Below are 19,005 nucleotides of genomic sequence, written 5' to 3'. Positions count from 1 at the left end.
CGACGCGCGGGCGATGTCGTCTTTTCGCGGCAGAGGCGAAGGGGACGACGGCGGATGGCGAAGGATTGGACCACGGTCGGGCGACGCGGGCTTCGCCTGTCGATCCTGGCGGGCGTGCTGGTCCTGTCGGCGACGGCGCCGTCCTGGGCGCAGGATGCGGCCGAGGCGGACGGCGTGGCCCTGTCGTTCCAGGCGGCCGCGGCCCGGCTGGACGGGGTGTCCAGCGTGCGCCGCGCCGCCGACGCCAATGTCCTGGCGGCCGAGGCCCAGGCCGGCGCGGTCGCGCATCTGAACCGCCCCACCGTGTCGCTGGACGCCCAGCTGCTGCGCTATCAGAAGACGTTCGACATCGATTTGGGCGACGCCCTGGGCCAGGCCCAGGATGTCGCCGGCCAGCTGCTGCCGGGGCTGATCGGCGACCTGCCCGGCGTGCCGGGCGACGTGCTTCAGTCCATCAACGACCGGCTGCAACAGGCCCTGCCCGAGTTCTTCGCCAGCCTGCCCGGCAGTGTGCGTCTCAGGACCGCCGACACCGTCTTCCGCCCCGTCGCCACGGCGGTCGCCCCCCTCTACACCGGCGGCGCCATCCCGGCGCTGCGCGACGCGGCCGGGGCCAATGTCGAACTGGCCCGCGCCCGCCAGGCCGAGGCGGGCGACATCGAAAGCGTCAATCTGGTCCGCGCCTATTTCGGCCAGACCCTGACGCGCGAAGCCCTGACCATCGCGCGCGACACCCGCGACGGGTTCGACCTGCACCTTCGCAACGCCCAGGTGATGGAGCGCGAAGGCGTGCTCAGCGCCGGTCAGAGGCTTCAGGTCCAGGTCGCCCGCGACGCCGCCCAGCGCCAGGTCGACCGCGCCGAACTGGAGCATGATACGGCGGTCCAGAGCCTGTCGCGCCTGATGGACGTACAGGGTCGGGTGCGCCCCACCAGCCCCCTGTTCGTCAACGCCTCGCCCGCCCCGCCGGTCGACGATTTCATCGCCTCAGGGGCCGCCAACCATCCCCGCATCGCCCAGGCCCAGGCGGGCCGCGATCTGGCCGAGGCGGGCGTCGATCTGGCCCGGTCGCGGTTCAAGCCGTCCGTCTTCGCCTTCGGGACCTATAATCTGAACCCGGACCACGCCCTGCCGACCGAGCCCGACTGGGCCGTGGGCGTGGGTGCGCGCCTGACCCTGCTGTCGTCGCTGGATCGCGGCCGGATGCTGGGCGCCGCCCAGGCCAGGGCCCAGGCCGCCGAACAGGTCGAGCGCGGCGTCCGCGACGAGGTGCGCCTGCTGGTGATCCGCGCCTATAATCTGGTCGAACTGTCGCGCCGCCAGTTCCTGTCGCTGGATTCGAGCCTGGCCGCCGCGACCGAGAACCTGCGCATCCAGGACCTGTCGTTCCGCGAGGGCGAGGCGCCGGCCTCGGCGGTGATCGACGCGCGCAATCTCTTGGGAACGGCCCGGCTGCAACGCGCGGCCGCCGCCTATGAATACGAACTGTCCCTGGCCGCCCTTCTGGCCGCCAGCCATCGCAGCGGACAGTTCGCCGACTATCTCAACCGCGCCGACCGGGTGATCGCCCCATGACCGACCCTGCCCCCATGGACGTCACGCCCGCCCCGCGCCGCCGCCCGCGCCCGACGATCAGGACCGTAGCGATCGGGGTCGCCGTGCTGGCCGTCGTCGTCTTCATCGCCGTCGGCCTGTATCTCGCCGCCCGCCCGGCCGCGCCCCAGGTCCAGGGCATGGTCGAGGCCGAGACCTTCACCGTCGCCACCAAGGCCCCCGCCCGCGTCGAACGGCTGCTGGCCTCAGCCGGCGACCGGGTGGTCGAGGGCCAGGCGCTGGCGGTCCTGTCCAGCCCCGAGATAGAGGCGCGCGACCAGCAGGCCGCCGCCGTCCTGCAAGGCGCCGAGGCGGTGCAGCAGCTCAGCCGCCTGGGCGCGAGGGCCGAGGATGTGCGGTCGCTGGAATCCGTCTGGCGCGGCGCCCAGGCGGCGGCGCAACTGGCGGCCCAGACCGCCCGGCGGGCCGAGAACCTGTTCGCCGAGGGCGTCATCTCGGCCCAGCGGCGCGACGAGGCCGTCGCCGCCCGCGCCGCCTCCGCCGCCCAGTCCGAGGCCGCCCGTCAGCAGTATCTGAAGGCCGTCGCCGGAACCCGCCAACAGGACAAGGCCATCGCCGACGCCCAGGTCGCCGCCGCCCGCGCCGGCGTCAGCGAGACCCAGTCCCTGCAAACCGAAACCCGCCTGGTCGCCCCCGTCGCGGGCGAGATCGCCGAGCGTTTCGCCAATCCGGGCGAACTGGTCCTGATCGGCGTGCCGGTCTTCACCGTGGTCGATCTGAGCCACGTCTGGGTCTCGTTCAACCTGAAGGAAGACGCCTTCGCCGGGTTGAAGATCGGCCAGACCGTGCGCGGCGACATCCCCGCCCTGAACCGCAAGGCCGTGCCGTTCCGCGTCACCTTCATCAGCCCCCAGGGCGACTTCGCCACCTGGCGCGCCACGCGCCAGTCGCGCGGCTATGATGTGCGCAGCTTCGAAATCCACGCCCAGCCCGTCTCGCCTGTCGAGGGCCTGCGCCCGGGCATGAGCGTGCTGCTCGACTGGCCGGCCCGGTGACGACGCCGGCGGGCGGGCGGACCGGCCGGCGCTCGGGCGGGGTCTTCGCCCGCGCCTTTCACGCCGAGGTCGCGCATCTGGCCCGCAGCCGCTGGGACCTGATCCTGCTGATCGTCATGCCGCTGGTTCTTCTGGCGGTGATCGCGGCCATGCTGTTCCAGGGGGTGATGCGCGACGTCCCGGTCGCCGTGGTGGACCAGGACCATTCCAGCTTCAGCCGCGCCGCCATCCGCGACATGCAGGCCAGCGCGGGCATCCGCGTCGTGGCCCAGCCGACCGATCTGGAAGCCGCCTGGTCCCTGATGCGGTCGGGCCGGATCTACAGCGTCGCCTATATTCCCAAGGGGGTCGAACGGAACGCCTTTCGCCAGTCCGACGCCGTGATCGTCTATTACAACGGCGCCTTCCAGACCGTCGGGTCGCTGGCGTCCGGCGCCCAGACGCTGGCCCTGGCGAACGCCGCCGCGCCGATGATCCTGGCGCGCGCCCGCGCCGCCGGCCTGCCCGCCGCCGACCTGAAACCGCCCGCCGTCCAGGTGACGCTGCTGGGCAATCCACAGCTCAGTTTCGAACTGTTCCTGGGCGGTCTGATCGCGCCGGGCGTGCTGCATCTGCTGATGGCGTGCGCGGCGGTGATGGGCGTGGGGCGCGAGTTGCGCGGCGGCTCGCTGAAAGCCTGGTCGGCGCGGATGGATGGCCGTTTGATCGCCGCCCTGGCCGGCAAGCTGACGCCCTATGTCCTGGTCTTCACCCTGTGGGGTCTGGCCTGGATCGCCTGGCTGTGCGGCTGGCGCGGTTGGGGGATAGAGGGCAGCCTGCCGATGCTGACCGCCGGCCTGATCGCCCTGATGGCCGCGACCGCCGCCCTGTCGGCCCTGCTGATCGCCCTGACCGGGGATATGGATGTCAGCTATTCGGCCACGGCCATCTACGCCGGCGCGGCCATCGCCTTTTCCAACGGCACACTGCCGCTGAACCACGGCCCCGCCTTTTCGCAGATCTGGAGCGCCGTCCTGCCCTTCACCCACTATCTGCGGCTGCAAAGCCAGCAGATGGTTCTGGGGTCCGACCTGTCCGCCTCCCTGCCGTCCCTGCTGATCCTGTCGGGCGTCGCCGTCGGCGCCTTCGCCCTGTCCGTTCCGCTGGCGCACCGACTGGCCGGACGCGACCCCAAGCCGGAGCCCATCCGCCTGGACCTGCCGCCCCAATCTTTCGGCGGCGCGTTTCTGGGGGCCTTCGCGGGGATATTCAGGCATCGCCCGCTGTCCAGCACCCTGCTGCTGGCGGTGGTCGCCTACGCCTTCTATTATCCGCTGGCCTATGCGGGACAGACGCCGGTCAAACTGCCGCTGGCGGTCGCGGATCAGGACGATTCGCCGCTCAGCCGCCGTCTTGTGCGCGAGATCGACGCCACCCAGGCCCTGGACGCCGTGGTCGTCGTCCGCTCCCCCCACGAGGCCGAGCGGATGATGCGCAACGGCCGGGTCGACGCCGTCCTGAACATTCCCCACGACTTCCAGGCCAGCCTGATCCATGGCGACCCCAAGGGGGTGGGTCTTTATCTGAACGGCGCCTATCTGGTCCGGGCCACCGCCATGGGCAAGGCCCTGGCCGGCGCGGCGGCCGCAGCGGCCGAACACACCCTGTCGCCCCTGGCCGAGGCGACACGCCTCGCCGAACGCGCGCCAACCGTCGTCCAGCGGCCGCTCTACAACACCGCCGAAGGGTATGGCAGCTATGCTGTGCCCGCCGTCAGCGCCATCATCCTGCAACAGACGCTGCTGCTCGGCGCGGCCCTGTTCGCGGGTTTGCGACGCGAGGCCAGGTCGGCTCCGCTGGGGCTGGCCGGGTTTGCGGGCCTGTGGTCGGCCCTGACCCTGATCGGCTGCATGGCCGGTCTGTTCTATTTCGGCTTCGTCTTCTGGTTCCAGGACTATCCGCGCATGGGCGATCTGGCGGGCGTGCTGGTCGCCCTGCCGATCTTCGCGGCGGGCGTATCGGCGCTCGGCCTGGCCATCGGCAGCCTGTTCGACCGGCACGAACGCGCCATGCAGATCCTGGTCGGAACCTCGGTGCCGCTGTTCTTCCTGGGCGGCGCGGCCTGGCCCCCGTTCCTGATGCCCCAGCCCCTGGTCTGGCTGGCGAAACTGTCGCCCTCGACCTCGGCCATCCCCGCCTTCGTCAAGCTGAACGCCGCCGGCGCAACGATCCCCGAAGTCGCCCCCGAACTCCTGACCCTCGCCGCCCTCGCCCTCCTCTTCGGCGCCGTGGCCGCATATCGGCTGACACGGCGACCATCTGCATCGCGCTGAGCTGGTGCGGGCGGAGAGACAGGGACTTGGGTCATCGGGCGGCGCAGACCCTGCCGAATGAGGCGCCCCCCCGTAGCCGTTTTGACCGACCCCAGCACCTGAAGCCTGGCGTCATCCTCTTTCGCCGCGCGGACGGTCAGTGATTAAAATGAAGCCAGGAGACAACAGCCGCCCCATTCGTCCACAATAGCCACAGCGCCAGGGCGAACCCGGACAGGCCGATAATCTTCAGGCTGACGTTCAGGCCCTTGCACCACAGACTTTCTGCATGCCGGCCTGGAAAGATTTTCAACAGATCGGGCACCCCGAACACCAGGCCGGCGCCCCCGCCGATCAGCACGAACAGGAACAGCCCCATCGCCCATGGCCGGGGCGCATTCAGCCTGTTGGCATAGGCGGGATGGGCGGTGGCGCCGAAGCGGAGACGTAGGGGTTCGATCGCGCCCGCATCGATTTCGGCATAGGGACCGGGGGCGATCTCCAGACTGTAGATTTCGCCCGGTCGCCAGGGCTGCGTTGCTTCGATCTGGAAGGCGATGTCCACCTCATGATCGGGTTCGTCGATATAGGGATGGACCGAGACGGGGATGCGGCGGCCCTGGCTGTCGCGCAGCGTCACCTGCTCGGCGTCCAGCTTGCGGACATCCATCCGCTGGCGTGTGATCACCGTGATCCGCCCATAGGGGGATCCATTGTCCAGCACGGGCAAGGCGCTGCCCGCCTCAGGCGTGACATAGGTGAAGAAGGCTGACGGACGACCGTGCAGTTGCGCCCACAGCGCCTCCCACCCCGCCGCCACCGCGCGGGCGTTGGACTGAACCCCGCCTGGGGCGTCGATCAGGTGCGCGGCGCCCCAGGGATAGACCCGGCGCAATTCGCCCGCCGCCAGGAAGGACAGCAGTTTGAGCTGTTGCGTGACCTTGTTCTCATGCGCCTCGGCCATTCGCATCTGGTCGGCCAGATTGCCTGCGTTCAGGCGCGTTTCACCAAAGAAGCCCGAGGCGGCATAGACGCGCGTCAGGTCGGCGGCCGGGGTGACGGGGTTGTGGTCACGCACGAACAGACGCTGGTCGGCGATCATCAGGACGCCGTTCTCCATATCGTCGCGATGGGCTTCGCCGATCTCGGGCGCCCGGCGCTTCAGCGTGGCGTCCAGCAGTCGATCCTCGACCACATGGGCGTAGGCCCCAAGATAATAGGCCAGCCACCGTCCTCGATCGCTCTCGGCGCGCCCTGAGCGCATCAGGTCCTTGAGACCCGCGTCCAGAAAGGCCGCATGGGTCTGTTCCCCGTGCGGCTTCAGGGCGTGGCCCCAGTCGGGAAAGTCCGCGCCGGACAGCAGGGCGTCGCGATGGGCCATGAGGAAGGCCTTCAGTTCCGGGTCACGGACCTCGGCGATGGCCAGATCCGTGATGTGTCGGTGCGTCACGCCGTCCCAACTGGACGCCCGCATCGGCAGCAGCGCCAAAAGAACGGAGAGCATCAGGATCAGACGCTTCATCGCGTCACCCAGAAGAAGACGGTCAGGAACACAAACAGGCCTGACAGCGAGAGGGCTGAGACCGTGAAGACGGCGGCGCCGAAACGCCCCTCGCCGCCTGGACGCCGCGACAGGCGACGCCAGGTCCAGGCCCCGGCCGCTGCAAGCAGCAGCAGGGCGCACGCGGCGACGAGGAACGTCATCATCGGCTCAGTACCGCACGTCGAACGCCACGCCGATCACCCTGGGGTCGCCCAGCAGGGGACGGGCGTTATTGGCGTCGCGGACATAGTCGACGTCGAACAGGTTGCGGGCGAAGACCGAGGCGCTGAAGCGGCCGAAGTCGCGCCCGGCCCGGACGTTCACCAGCGTGCGGGCGTCGTTCCGCCGCGTATTGGCGGCGTCGGCGTAGCTGTGGCTTGTATAGTTGATGTTGAAGTTGGCGAATGCGCCGTCGGCGCCGCGCCACCTGCCGCCCAAGACTGCGCTCCATTGCGGGGCGTTGGGGAAGGCCTTGCCTTCCAGCCAAGCCAGGCTGTCGGGGTCGATCTTGACGCCAAGCGTGGCCGCGGCGTCTGGCAGGCTCACGTTGAAATCGGTGAACTCCGTATGGCTGTAGCCCAGGCCGCCATACAGTGAGACGGTGTCGGTCAGATCGCCGTCAAACTGGATTTCGCCGCCGTAAAGCTGGGACTTGCCGGCGTTGGCGCCGATGCTGTCGGTGTTGCGCTGAGACAGGTCGATGGTGACCTGCTGATCGGTCCAGTCCACATAATAGACGTTGGCGTTCAAGCGTGCGCGACTGTCGAAGAGTTCCGAGCGCAGATAAAGCTCATAGTTCCAGGTGTATTCCGGCCGCAGCGGCGTCACCAACTGGCGCACCACATTGACGCTGACCCCGCCGGCCCGATAGGCGCGCTGGACCACCAGACCCACGGCTGTATTGTCATTGAATTGATAGCGCAGGCCCGCCTTGGGCAGCCAGGCCTGGAAGCTCTGGTCGGCCTGGCTGGTCGCCTCGACAAAGGGGTCCAGGGCGACGTTCACGCCCGCCGCCAACTGGCCCAGTCCTGGATTGATCGCGCCAAGCACCTTCGGATCGGGCAGACCCAGCACTTCACCGGAGTTGATCACGGCGGAGGTATTGGTCTCATGATCGTAGCGCAGGCCCAGGTTCAGGGTCAGTCGGGTCGTCAGATCGAACTCGCCCTCGCCATAGACCGCGTAGTTCTCGACATCCACCGGCTGGGCGTTGAACGTGTAGAGGGGGGCGTCCGCTGAATAGAAGCTGGCCAGCAGCGGGGCGTAGGCGGCGTAGGCCGAAGGCACGCTGGATTTCACCAGCCCCTGCATACCCCGGAAAACCAGCAGGCTGAAGTTGTCCTCGCTCTCATGTTCCTTGGTGTAGTAGGCGCCGCCCAGGGCGCGCAGGCGGCCCCCGGCGTCGTATTTGGCGCGCACTTCCTGGCTGAAGATGCGGAACTGCTCATGCTGCATGTCGACGGGCGACATCGGCACGACGCCGTCTCGGATACGGTCGAAATCGTCGATGCCATAAGGGTTCTGGACCGTCAGGGTCTTGCTGGGGAAGCTGTACAGGAAGGCGCCGCCGTCACCGTCCCGCTGCTTGTAATTGTCCGAATATGAGGCGGTGGTTTCCGCCGTCAGGGTCAGCGCATCCGAAAGCCGCCATTCGGCCGTCAGGGCGCCCGCGGTGATCTTGTTTCGGTCATACTCCGGTATGTCGACATAGGTGACGCGCCGGTTGGCCGACGCCTGACCGGGCACGCCGGTCTCGAAGCCTACGCGGCCGGCCGCACCCGCCAGATAACCGTCGGATCCCAGGACGCGCGTGTCGGACGGGGCGTCGCGGCGTTCGACGTCGGCGTGACTGACGGCCAGTCTGACCGTGATGTCATCGGTCGGCTGGAACAGCAGCTTGCCCCGGATCATCAGATCATCGGCGTAACCAGCCTTATCGGTGTTCAGCACGGGGTTAGACACGAATCCGTCGAACTGGCGCTTTTCCGCAGTCAGACGGAAGGCCAGCCGGTCGTCGATCAGCGGGCCGCCCAGCGCGATGGCGTAGTCGCGGCCGTTTCCCTGCGAGGCGATCACGCGGCCCTTGGCCTGCCAGTCGAACGTGGGGTCCTGCGACTTGATGTAGATGGCGCCGGCCAGGGCGTTGCGCCCCTGAAGCGTCGACTGGGCGCCGCGCAGCACCTCGACTGACTGCACGTCCCACAACAGGTCGCCGCCGAAACGGGTGGCCTTGTCGCTCTGGCGCACATTGTCGATGTAGATCACCCCCAGGGCGCCGAAGCCCGCGCCGGTGGTGTTGTCAAAGGACACGCCCCGGATGGCGAACCGGCCGTCGGCGGCGGCGATGTTGACGTTGACCAGGCGCTCGAACACGTCGCGCCCGTTGATCATCGGCGATTCCGCGATGTCGCGCCCCCCGACATAGCCGACGCTTGTGGCGGTCTCCTGCAGGTTCCGCCCGAACTTCTCGCCTGTGACCACGATCTCGTCGACCGTCGTCGCCTCGTGTGCTGCCGGCGTCTGCTGGGCCAGGGCCTGGCCGGTCCAGCACAGGGCGATGAGCGACGTGCATGCCGCAAGCTGACGTTTCATGAAATTAACCCCCAACTGACGTCTTCCAGTCGAAAACGTGTCAGCGGCTGACTAATTTTATCTCATGACAGTCGCGTATCAGTCCTGGGATGATGCGGTGAATTTTTCCGCATAGCTTCGGGCGGCGTCATGGATGGGTCCAAGGGGCGCCCAGCCTTCGGCGGCATAGTCCGCCAGCGACCCGGTCAGTTCGCCCCTGATCCAGGCGCGCTGAATCGGGCGGATCGCGCCGAACAGGACGGCGGCGATAATTCTGGACGGCAGGCTGGGCGGGGTTTCGCGCGTCCTGTAGGCGTCCGGTCCGTCCATGGCGTAGGCGGCCAGGAGGTCGATCTTCTGCTGACGCCGTTGCTCGATCAGGCGCAGATGCTCCGAACCCTGAATCAGGCCGTAGATCAGGCTGACCCGGCCGCGATTGTCGTCATAATAGGCGGCCAGCGACTGAAACGCCGAAGCCACGGCTTCAAACGGCGTAGGGGCGGAAATAATGGTTTCGTCCAGATAGCGTTCGAACCGTTCGACATAGTCGTGGTCCGCCTGGAACAGGATCATGTCCTTGCGGGCGAAATAGCGAAACAGGGTGCGCTGGGTGACGCCGACGGCGTCCGCGATTTCCTGGGTCGTAACGGCCTCATAGCCCCGTTCGGCGAACAATCTCAGGCTGACCGAAACGATCTCATTGCGGATCCGCGTCTTGGCCCGGTCCCTCACGCCGCCAGCGGGCGAATAGTGCGTCATTCAGTCTTCTACGGCCAGTCACAGATGAAACACTCCACTCCGCCGAGCCTCCGCCAGGGTTGAGCCGTCACACACTGACCTGCGCCGTCAGGTCGCGCAACAGGGTAAGAGGTACTGACGCCTTAAGTCGACCAGACCGCCGAACGTCCGTTTCTCATCGACGCCATGCTCGACGAGCCGGCATTGAACGATCTGATCTTGAAAAAACGGTTGGGCCTTCAGCGATGCGCCAAGTCGTTGTCAATCTGCAGGCGATGTTGGGCGTCCACGAGCGGCCGCCCTGCGCCCATGATCAAGACCGGCCGTAAATCGGTGCGCGATCGCGCCTCTCGCCCATGTTGGGCGGCGTGCGTGAAGGCGCATCGGCATCTCATCAGCCGAAGATAGTGGCCGGCCAATGTCGTCCACGGCTTGCGGTGGTGCGGGCGGCCGGGGTCGAACCGGCACGGGCAATGCCCGACGGATTTTCGTACCACTTCGACTTTCGCCGCCGCCTGATGGCGTTCGTGGTCTGGACTATCCCTTCGTCGTAGCCCGAAAGCCTTAGACGCCGCCCGTCTAGTCTCTACACCTTCCCGACCGAAGTCAGGCTTGGCTCGGGATCGCCATTTGACAGGGTTCCCCGACTTTGAGCGGTTCTACGTCCGGGGTTTCCCCCAGCGCACTCAATCCTCAGCTTAAGTCCGTTGCGTCTACCAATTTCGCCACGCCCGCCAGCCGAGCGGACTTTATAGCCGCGTTCGTGTCTTCGCCAAGACGGCCCACGCTCTTTTGACCACAGAAACGCCCCTCCCAACCGGTCAGCGACATGGCATCCCGCCGGAGCCTCGGTGATTTCGGGGTCAAACGCGCCAATCGAGACGCGCCGAACCGAAGCGCGCTGGCCACGCACCTTGGTGTTCAGGGGGCATATTGGTCCGGCTCGTATCGACAGAAGCGGACCGGGTCTCCAAGCGATTTAGTGTGCGGCGGCGGGCGCAGCCGGCTTCATGGCGCGGAAATCGACGTCGGAATCGGCGATCAGCCACAGCAGGCCGGCCCAGGCGGCGACGTTCTGGCTCAGTTGAGCCGGGTCGATCTTGTCCAGGGTGTCGTTGGCGGTGTGGTGCAGGTCGAAATAGCGGGTTCCGTCCTGGGCCAGGCCGAAGAAGGGCACGCCTAGAGGTCCCATGGGACCGACATCGACGCCGCCTTCGGTCTCGACCCGATCCGAGGCCAGGACGCCGATGGGATAAAGAACGCGCGCCGCCGCCTTCTGGAAATCGGAGCCTTGGGCGCCGGCGGGCAGACGCAGGGCATAGACACGGTCGGCGCCGAAATCGCTCTCGCCGGCGATGATGTGCTTGTCCAGAGCCGCGCCTTGAGCGCGGGCATAGACGGCGCCCCCGTTGCCGGTTTCGGGCGTAGGTTGCGACACCTCTTCCGAACCGTAGAAGATGACCCGCAGGGTGCGCGCGGGGCGACGGCCGCTGTCGGCGATGGCCTTGGCGGCGGCGACGGTGATGGCGCCCCCGGCCGCGTCGTCGATGGCCCCGGTCCCCAGATCCCAGCTGTCCATGTGCGAGCCCAGAACGATGATCTCGTCGGGCCGGGTCGCGCCCGGCAGGTCGCCGATCACATTCTGGCTGTGGGTCTCATAGGTGTGGGCGCTCGAGGTCAGGCGCATCCGCACCGGCTGGCCCAGGGCGACCAGACGACTGACCTGATCGGCGTCGGGCGCGGCCAGGGCGAAGGCGGGAATGGTCGGCTTGCCATCCACATAGCGGGTGGTTCCGGTGTGGGGGATGCGGTTCTCGTCGGAGCCGACGGACCGCATGACGAAGGCCGCCGCCCCCTTGGCCCCCGCCACGCCGGGCCCGGCGCCGCGCACGCGGGTCTGGGGCCCATAGCCCGATCCATCCTGCATGGCGTGCATCTGGCCCAGATCGACATAGACGATCTTGCCGCGCACGGCCGCGTCCGGGGCGGCCTGGAGATCTTCCATGGAGACGAAGCGCACGACTTCGGCCTCGACGCCGCCGCGCGGCGTGGCGGGCGAATGGCCGAGGGCGGCCGCGACCAGGGCCTGGGCGTTGTCGCCGACGATGGCGGCCGAGCTTTCGCCCCGCTCCCATCCGACCAGCGGGAATTCCTCGATCCGCACGTTCTGGAAGCCGTTGGCGCGCAGATAGTCGGCGGCCCAGGCGGCGGCGGTCTGTTCGGACGTCGATCCCGCCGGGCGCGCGCCGAACCGGGTGGTCAGCTGGGTGACGTAGTCCAGGGCGATATTGGAGCGCATCGCCGCATCGCGCACCACGACAGCCTGCTGAACGGTCGCGGCGTCCTGGGCGTGCGCCAGGGGCGCAAAGGCGACGAGGCCCAGCGCGAACGCGCTGGCGGACATCAGACGACGGGACATGGCGACAGGCTCCTGGACGCGAAGGCCCGGAGCCTATTCAGTGTCAGCCGTTCTGGAAATAGGGTTCGACCGGCCCCTGCAATTTGACGGTCAGGGCCTTGCCCTTGCGGTCCACGCGGTTGCCCAGCGCCAGACGCACCCAGCCCTCGGACACGCAATATTCCTCGACGTTGGTCTTTTCCTCGCCCTTGAAGCGGATGCCCACGCCGCGCTGAAGCACCTCGGCGTCGTGATGGGGGCTGGACGGATCGACCGAGAGACGGTCGGGGGGCGTGTCGGTCATGATGCGGGCCTGAGGTCTCGGGAAGCCTGGGGTCTCGGAAAGGCGCGGTGATAGCGGCGCCCGGCGCGGATGCCAACCGAAAGCGTGGTCGGCGCCCGACCTACTGCACCGTCTGACGCGGCTGGGCGTTGGCGGCGTTCGAGGGCTGATAGGCCTGAGGCCCGGTCGCGGCGGGCGGCGTCGTGGCGGCGGGACGACGCGCGGGCGGGGTCGCCGGGCGCTGGGCGGGACGCGATGCGGCCGGACGCGGCGTCGGACGGGCCGCCGGGGTCGTCGCGGGGCGAACGGCCGGCGTGGCGGACGGGGCTGCGGCGGGAGCGGCGGCGGCCGGAGTCGGGGCTGGCGCGGCGGTCGGCGCGGCGGCGGGCGGGGTCGCGGCCTCGGCGGCGGCGGCGCGGGCGGCCATCTGCTGGGCCTGGAAGCGGGCGGCCAGTTTCTCGGTCAGTTCACGCGCCTGGGCAGGCGTCATCTGGGCCATGATGGCGGCCAGGGTGCGCGGACGCATGGCGGCGGCGACGGGCAGGCGCACGCGGTCCTCCAGCGTGGCCATGACGGGCGCAGCCTCCTTGGGCCGCATGGCGGAATAGACCTGGACCAGACGGTCGATCTCGGCCTTCTCACGCTCGTCCACCTGGCCCAGCATCTGCTTCATCTCGGCCTTCAGGGCGGTCATGGCCTGAATCTTGGCGTCCAGCTTCTGTTCGGCGGCGACCATCAACGGCAGGGTGGTGGCGAAGTCCTGATCGCGGGCGTCCAGGGCGGCGCGGCGCTGCGACAGGGACTGGATGATCTTCAGCTCGGCCGGCGAAATCCCGGCCTGCTGGGCCAGCTGTTCCGGCGACAGGGCGGCGCAGGTCCCCGGCAAGGCGGGTTTGGCGGCGCCGGTCACGGCGGGCGCGGCCTCCTCCGCCCAGGCCTTGGCCCCGTCGAACAGGCCCGGCGCCACGCCCACGGCGCGCACGGCGACCACCCCGCCGATGGCGATGGCGATCAGGGGCAGAAGGCGGGGGATGCGGGCCATTTAATGGGGTTCCGAACTCAGGCGGCGAACAGGTCGTCGTCGAGATTACGACGCGCGGCGTTGAGGCTTTGTTTGGCGGAATGGTTAGCGGAGCGGCCGGCCGTCAACGCCTGGACGATGGCGGCGACATTATCCCGCCCGGTCGGCGCGGCGGCGGCGGCGCGGCGGGTGGTCGCCGGGCCGGTCAGGCCCTGGATGCGCTCGGCCAGGGCCGCCATCCGCTCGGCGCGCGCCTCGTCCTCGGAGGCCGGGGCGGCGGCGGTCTGGATCGGCGCAGGGGCGCGTCGAGCCGGTTCCGCCCGCAGCGTCAGGGCCTCCTCAGCATGGCGGGGCGGCGCGGCGGCTGTCGCGGGAGCGCGGGCGATCAGGGATTCCAGCTGCGCCTTGACCTCGCGCGCCTTGATGATGCGGTCATGCAGCAGATCCGTCTCCTGGCCCGAGGCGCGCAGGGTCGCCAGGGCGTTCTCGGCTCGGCCGGCGGCGGCGTTCAGGTCCGTCACCGCCTGGGCGAAGGCCAGCTGACCGGCGCGCAGGGCCGACAGCTTGCGTTCCAGCTTGACACCGTACCCGACCGCCGCGACCAGCAGCAGCATCAGCACCGCGTCCATGATCATTCCGGCCATCAGAAGGTTCCTTCCAAACGGGCGGCGGTCTCGGGATTGACCGGCCCTTCCACGCGCACGGCGATATGCTGACCCTTGCGACCCATGCGGCCGGTGGTCAGCGGGATGACGCCGGCGCGGATCGAAACCTCCGAATCCGGCGTGGCGTTCAGCATCAGGGTGTCGCCGACCTTGAGGTTCAGCACGCTGGACAGCGGCATCTGCTGCTCATCCAGAACGGCGCGCACCTCCATTTCGGTGGTCCACATCTCGGTGGCCAAGTGGCCTTCCCAGATGTTGTCGCGGCCGAACTTCTCGCCCATGAACTGCTGCAGCAGCATCTTGCGGATCGGCTCCAGCGTCGCATAGGGCAGCAGCAATTCGATCCGCCCGCCGCGATCCTCCATATCGATCCGCAGCTTGATCAGAATGGCCGCATTGGCGGGGCGCGCGATGGCGGCGAAGCGGGGGTTGGTCTCCAGCCGGTCCAGGTTGAAATGCACCGGTGTCAGCGGCTCGAACGCCTGGCGGGCGTCGTTCAGCACCACCTCGACCATCCGCTGAACCAGCACCCGCTCGATGGTGGTGTAGGGTCGGCCCTCGATCCGCAGGGCGGCGGTGCCCCGACGGCCGCCCAGCAGCACGTCCACGATCGAATAGATCAGGTTGGAATCGACGGTCAGCAGGCCGTAGTTGTCCAACTCCTCGGCGCGGAACACCGCCAGGATCGCCGGCAGCGGGATCGAGTTCAGATAGTCGCCGAAGCGGATCGAGGAGATGTTGTCCAACGACACCTCGACGTTGTCGGAGGTGAAGTTCCGAAGCGAGGTCGTCATCAACCGGACCAGTCGGTCGAACACGATCTCCAGCATCGGCAGGCGTTCATAGGACACCAGCGCCGAGTTGATGATGGCGCGAATGCCCGAGCGTTCGCTTCCGTCGTCGTCGCCCAGGTCGAAGCCCAGCAGGCTGTCGATCTCATCCTGGTTCAGCACCCGTTCGGACAGGGCGTCGCCCGGGTCGCCCAGGCCGCCGAACGGGTCCAGTTGCGCTGCGTCGCTCATGCCTATTGCACCAGCATTTCTTCGATCAGCACGGCGTCGACCTTGCCCGGCGCGGCGATCAGATTGACGCGACGCAGGATTTCGGCGCGCAGCTGATAGGTGCCGGCCGATCCGCTCAGATCCTCGGGCCGCAGCTCGCGCACGAAGCCGGTGAACATGTCCTGCAGGCGCGGCATCTCCTCCTGAAGATGCGTCGCCACCCCGGCGTCGTGCATTTCCAAGGTCAGCTTCAGCTTCAGGAAGGTCGGTCGGCCATCGGCCGACTGAATGTTCATGACCATGTCGGGCAGGGTGTAGAAGGTCACGCCGTCCGGCCCGGCCGCAATGACGCCCAGAGACGCATCGGCCTCGCCCGTCTTGCCGCCCCCGCCGTGACCGCCGCCCTTTTCTTCCTTCTTTTCGGCCTTTTCGCCGCCGTGCTCGCCCTCAGCCTCGGCCGCAGCGCCATGCGCCTCGGCGGGCTTGGGCTTCAGCATGAAGAAGGCCGCCGCCCCGCCGCCGCCCAGCACCAGCAGCGCCACCGGTGCAATGATGAACAGCAGCGGCAGTTTCTTCTTCTTGGGCGCGGCGGCCTCGCCCTCGGCGGCGGCCTCTCCGTCCTGCACGGCAGGCAGGGCGGCGTCAGCGCTCGCGTCGCCCTTCTTCTTGCCGAACTTGAACATGCGCGCGCCCCTGAGCGTGGTCTCGTGGGGAAGATCGTCCGGGTTTGGTTAACGCCGCGTTTACAATGGGCAGGATTTGCCGGGTCGCCCGGTCTCCCATGCCGCCGAAACCCGCATTCCGGCTGGATTAACCCTGTTGGCACGGCCGTTGCGTGAGGGAGGCGCGAAGGAGCACGCCTCTCGTGGAAAACGCCGCCTATATCGGACTGTCACGGCAGATGACGCTGCGTCGCGAACTGGACATCGTGGCCAACAACGTCGCCAACGCCAACACCACCGGCTTCAAGGTCGAGCAGCTGATGGTCAGCGCCGAGGTGGGCAAGCGCGCCCGCAACGATTCGATCAAGCCCTCGGCCAGCTTCGTTCTGGACAACGGCGTGGGCCGCGACTTCGGCCAGGGGTCGATGCAGCAGACGGGTCGCAACCTGGACTTCGCCATCTCGGGCGAAGGCGCCTTCTTCACCGTGCGCGACGGGGCGAACGGCCAGGCCTTCACCCGCGACGGAGCCTTCACCATGGACCCCGAAGGCAAGCTGACCACCAAACAGGGCCAGGCGGTGCTGGGCGGCGGCGCCGAGATCGTGCTGGACCCCAACCTGGGCGCCCCCAGCGTCGGCGAGGACGGCACCATCACCCAGCAGGGCCAGGTCACGGGCCGTCTGTCGGTCGTGCGGTTCGACACCCTGGGCGTCCTCGAGAAGGGGGGCGACAGTCTCTATCGCAACCGTTCCAACATCCAGCCGATCGAGGCGACCGACGCCCAGATCCACCAGGGCGCGCTGGAATCCTCCAACGTCAATCCGCTGGTCGAGATCACCAATCTGGTCGAGATCAGCCGCGCCTACGAAAGCGTGTCGCGCATGATCGACAACACCAACGACCTCAGCCGTCGCGCCGTCGAGCGCCTCGGCAAGGCCGCGTAAAGGGAGCCTCAAAGATGCGCGCACTCCGCACCGCCGCCTCGGGCATGGCTGCTCAGCAGCTGAACGTCGAGGTCATCTCCAACAACATCGCCAACATGAACACGGTGGGCTTCAAGAAGCAGCGCGCCGAGTTCCAGGACCTGCTGTATCAGAACGTCGAACGGATGGGGGCCCAGTCCTCCAGCGCCGGCACCGTGGTTCCGACCGGCATCCAGATCGGCGCGGGCGTCAAGGCGGGCGCGGTCTATCGCGTCACCGAACAGGGCACGCCCCAGGCCACGGGCAACCCCTATGACATGGCCATCGACGGCAAGGGCTATTTCCAGATCAGCCTGCCCTCGGGCGAAAAGGCCTACACCCGCGCCGGCAACCTGCAGGTCAATCCGGAAGGCCAGATCGTCACCGACGACGGCTATCTGCTGGAACCGGCCGTCACCATCCCGTCGGACACGACCAAGCTGAGCATCTCCAAGAGCGGCCTGGTCCAGGTGACGCAGGCCGGCCAGACCGCCCCGACGACGGTGGGCCAGATCGAACTGGCCAACTTCTTCAACGAGGCGGGTCTGGAAGCCATCGGCGACAACCTGCTGCTGGAAACCGCCGCCTCGGGCCCGGCCATCGTCGGCACGCCCGGCTCGACGGGCTTCGGCCAGGTGCTGCAGAACTACACCGAGGCGTCGAACGTGGATGCGGTGTCGGAGATCAGCGCCCTGATCGTGGCCCAGCGCGCCTATGAGATGAACTCCAAGGTCATCAGCACCGCCGACCAGATGCTATCGACGGCCTCGCAAGTGAAGAGCTGAGCCATGCGCCTGACCCGCACCCTGATCCTCGCAGCCGCCGCCTGCGTCTTCTCAAACGCCGCATGGGCCGGTCCCGTCGCCCTGCGCGCCAACCCGGTCGACGACGACGGCCGCGTCACCCTGGGCGACCTGTTCGAGGGCGCCGGAGCGGCGGCCAACGTCGTGGTGGCCCAGCGCGTCGGCCCCTCGGTCGTGCTCGAGGCCGGCCAGCTTCAGAGCCAGGCCCGTCAGGCCGGTCTGGACTGGGCCAATCCCAACGGCCTGCGCCGCGTCGCCGTGCGCCGCGCCGAGGCGCCGGTCCCCGGCATGGCGGAAACCGCCTCGGCCCCCGCCGACCTTCCGCCCGCAGCCCGCGCCGCCTATCGCCCCGCCGCCGCCCAGCAGGTCATCGCCCGCAACGACATGGTGCGCGTCACCTATCAGGTCGGCGGCGTGAACCTGGCCGTCATGGGCAAGGCCATGCGCAGCGCCGGCCTGGGCGAACCCGTCGCCATCATGAACACCGCCTCCAACCGCGTCATCGACGCCGTGGCCTCCGGTCCCGGACAGGCCGTCGCCGGCCCGGCCGCCGACGCCGCACGCGCCGCCCCTCAACAGTTCGCCGCCCGCTAGGGAAACCTCGTCATGCGCAAGATCCTCCTGACCCTCGCCGCCGTCGCGCCCCTGGCCGCCTGCTCCACCGTCGCCGAGACGGTGCGCGGCCCCGAACTGGCGCCCATCGGCTATCCCGCCGCCCTGGTGCCGGTGCAGCAGACCTATCTGCCGGCGCCCGACACGGCGGCCAGCTCGAACAGCCTGTGGCGCGCCGGCGCCCGCACCTTCTTCGGCGATCAGCGGGCCCGCCACGTGGGCGACATCCTGACGGTCAAGATCGACATCGACGACCGCGCCCAGACGCAGAACTCGACCCAGCGCTCGCGCTCCAACAACATCTCGGGCGGCGTCACGCATCTGTTCGGCCTGGAAAGCAGCCTGGGCCGCGCCTTCCCTGGCGGTTTCGATCCGTCGAACATGGTCGGGATGGAGGGCGCCTCCAAGTCGGGGGGCAGCGGCACGGTCAACCGGGCCGAAAAGGTGTCGCTGACCATCGCCGCCGTCGTCACCGACGTCCTGGCCAACGGCAATCTGGTGATCCAGGGTCGCCAGGAAGTGCGCACCAACCGCGAGGTGCGCGAACTGACCGTCGCCGGCATCGTGCGGCCCGAAGACATCTCGTCCGCCAACGCCATCAACCACACGCAGATCGCCGAGGCGCGCATTTCCTACGGCGGACGCGGGGATGTCAGCCGTGTCCAGGCCCCGCCGGTGGGTCAGGCCCTGGCCGAACGCTTCAGCCCCTTCTGATCCCGCACGCCGGGTTGAACCGTCTGCGGATAACCGCGTTCCGTTCGACTGTAAGGCCTGTCGGGAGGATTTCGGCTGTCTGATCTCTTGCGGTTATGGGCGCGTGTGACGACACTGGGCCGGACGCGGCGA

17 protein-coding genes are annotated in these 19,005 nt (G+C 68.4%); 7 read left to right on the top strand and 10 right to left on the bottom strand.

Annotation, left to right across the window (positions count from 1 at the left end):
• Window positions 1–54: 54 nt before the first annotated feature.
• From P0Y50_09460 to P0Y50_09450, 3 genes are read left to right on the top strand one after another with little or no spacing between them, the layout of a single operon-like run.
• Window positions 55–1,575 (top strand): TolC family protein, encoded by a 1,521-nt coding sequence (locus P0Y50_09460; protein WEK38777.1) that lies wholly within the window; start codon window positions 55–57, stop codon window positions 1,573–1,575.
• Window positions 1,572–2,609 carry an efflux RND transporter periplasmic adaptor subunit gene (locus P0Y50_09455; GenBank protein WEK38776.1) on the top strand — a complete coding sequence of 346 codons (1,038 nt, stop codon included), beginning with the start codon at window positions 1,572–1,574 and terminating at the stop codon, window positions 2,607–2,609. The genes P0Y50_09460 and P0Y50_09455 overlap by 4 nt, the downstream gene beginning before the upstream one ends.
• Window positions 2,606–4,921, top strand: a complete 2,316-nt coding sequence (locus tag P0Y50_09450; protein WEK38775.1) for an ABC transporter permease — start codon at window positions 2,606–2,608, stop codon at window positions 4,919–4,921. Before P0Y50_09455 ends, P0Y50_09450 begins: the two co-directional genes overlap by 4 nt.
• Window positions 4,922–5,057: 136 nt before the next feature.
• Here the strand turns inward: P0Y50_09450 and P0Y50_09445 are convergent, their stop codons facing one another.
• From P0Y50_09445 to P0Y50_09400, 10 genes are all read right to left on the bottom strand, one after another.
• Complete coding sequence (locus P0Y50_09445) at window positions 5,058–6,422, bottom strand: zinc dependent phospholipase C family protein (GenBank protein WEK38774.1); 1,365 nt, start codon at window positions 6,420–6,422, stop codon at window positions 5,058–5,060.
• The gene (locus tag P0Y50_09440) at window positions 6,419–6,607 is read right to left on the bottom strand and encodes a hypothetical protein (protein WEK38773.1); all 189 of its coding nucleotides are present in this window, start codon (window positions 6,605–6,607) and stop codon (window positions 6,419–6,421) included. The genes P0Y50_09445 and P0Y50_09440 overlap by 4 nt, the downstream gene beginning before the upstream one ends.
• Window positions 6,608–6,611: 4 nt before the next feature.
• Entirely contained in the window at window positions 6,612–9,035 is a 2,424-nt protein-coding gene (locus P0Y50_09435) for a TonB-dependent receptor (GenBank protein ID WEK38772.1), read from the bottom strand.
• Between the two features lie 78 nt (window positions 9,036–9,113).
• The gene (locus tag P0Y50_09430; GenBank protein ID WEK38771.1) at window positions 9,114–9,773 is read right to left on the bottom strand and encodes a TetR/AcrR family transcriptional regulator; all 660 of its coding nucleotides are present in this window, start codon (window positions 9,771–9,773) and stop codon (window positions 9,114–9,116) included.
• 958 nt (window positions 9,774–10,731) lie between these two features.
• Window positions 10,732–12,171, bottom strand: coding sequence for a M20/M25/M40 family metallo-hydrolase (locus P0Y50_09425; GenBank protein WEK38770.1), 1,440 nt, complete (start codon window positions 12,169–12,171; stop codon window positions 10,732–10,734).
• A gap of 43 nt (window positions 12,172–12,214) precedes the next feature.
• Entirely contained in the window at window positions 12,215–12,454 is a 240-nt protein-coding gene (locus tag P0Y50_09420) for a DUF3297 family protein (protein WEK38769.1), read from the bottom strand.
• A gap of 100 nt (window positions 12,455–12,554) precedes the next feature.
• Entirely contained in the window at window positions 12,555–13,475 is a 921-nt protein-coding gene (locus tag P0Y50_09415) for a hypothetical protein (GenBank protein WEK38768.1), read from the bottom strand.
• 17 nt (window positions 13,476–13,492) lie between these two features.
• Entirely contained in the window at window positions 13,493–14,098 is a 606-nt protein-coding gene (locus P0Y50_09410; protein WEK38767.1) for a DUF6468 domain-containing protein, read from the bottom strand.
• Window positions 14,098–15,141 (bottom strand): flagellar motor switch protein FliM, encoded by a 1,044-nt coding sequence (gene fliM, locus P0Y50_09405; GenBank protein ID WEK38766.1) that lies wholly within the window; start codon window positions 15,139–15,141, stop codon window positions 14,098–14,100. Before fliM ends, P0Y50_09410 begins: the two co-directional genes overlap by 1 nt.
• Before the next feature lie 2 nt (window positions 15,142–15,143).
• On the bottom strand, window positions 15,144–15,803 hold the full coding sequence (locus P0Y50_09400) for a flagellar basal body-associated FliL family protein (GenBank protein WEK38765.1): 660 nt from the start codon (window positions 15,801–15,803) through the stop codon (window positions 15,144–15,146).
• Between the two features lie 182 nt (window positions 15,804–15,985).
• Here P0Y50_09400 and flgF point away from each other — a divergent pair, with 182 nt between their 5' ends.
• From flgF to flgH, 4 genes are read left to right on the top strand one after another with little or no spacing between them, the layout of a single operon-like run.
• Window positions 15,986–16,726, top strand: a complete 741-nt coding sequence (gene flgF, locus P0Y50_09395) for a flagellar basal-body rod protein FlgF (GenBank protein WEK38764.1) — start codon at window positions 15,986–15,988, stop codon at window positions 16,724–16,726.
• A 14-nt stretch (window positions 16,727–16,740) separates the two neighbouring features.
• On the top strand, window positions 16,741–17,529 hold the full coding sequence (flgG, locus tag P0Y50_09390) for a flagellar basal-body rod protein FlgG (protein WEK38763.1): 789 nt from the start codon (window positions 16,741–16,743) through the stop codon (window positions 17,527–17,529).
• Window positions 17,530–17,532: 3 nt separating this feature from the next.
• Entirely contained in the window at window positions 17,533–18,141 is a 609-nt protein-coding gene (locus tag P0Y50_09385) for a flagella basal body P-ring formation protein FlgA (GenBank protein WEK38762.1), read from the top strand.
• 12 nt (window positions 18,142–18,153) lie between these two features.
• Window positions 18,154–18,873: a flagellar basal body L-ring protein FlgH gene (flgH, locus tag P0Y50_09380; GenBank protein ID WEK38761.1), complete on the top strand. Its 720-nt coding sequence runs from the start codon at window positions 18,154–18,156 to the stop codon at window positions 18,871–18,873.
• The last annotated feature ends 132 nt before the right edge of the window (window positions 18,874–19,005 follow it).

The organism is Candidatus Brevundimonas colombiensis (assembly GCA_029202665.1).
Classification (GTDB): domain Bacteria; phylum Pseudomonadota; class Alphaproteobacteria; order Caulobacterales; family Caulobacteraceae; genus Brevundimonas; species Brevundimonas colombiensis.
This window is presented reverse-complemented; position numbering and strand designations above follow the sequence as displayed.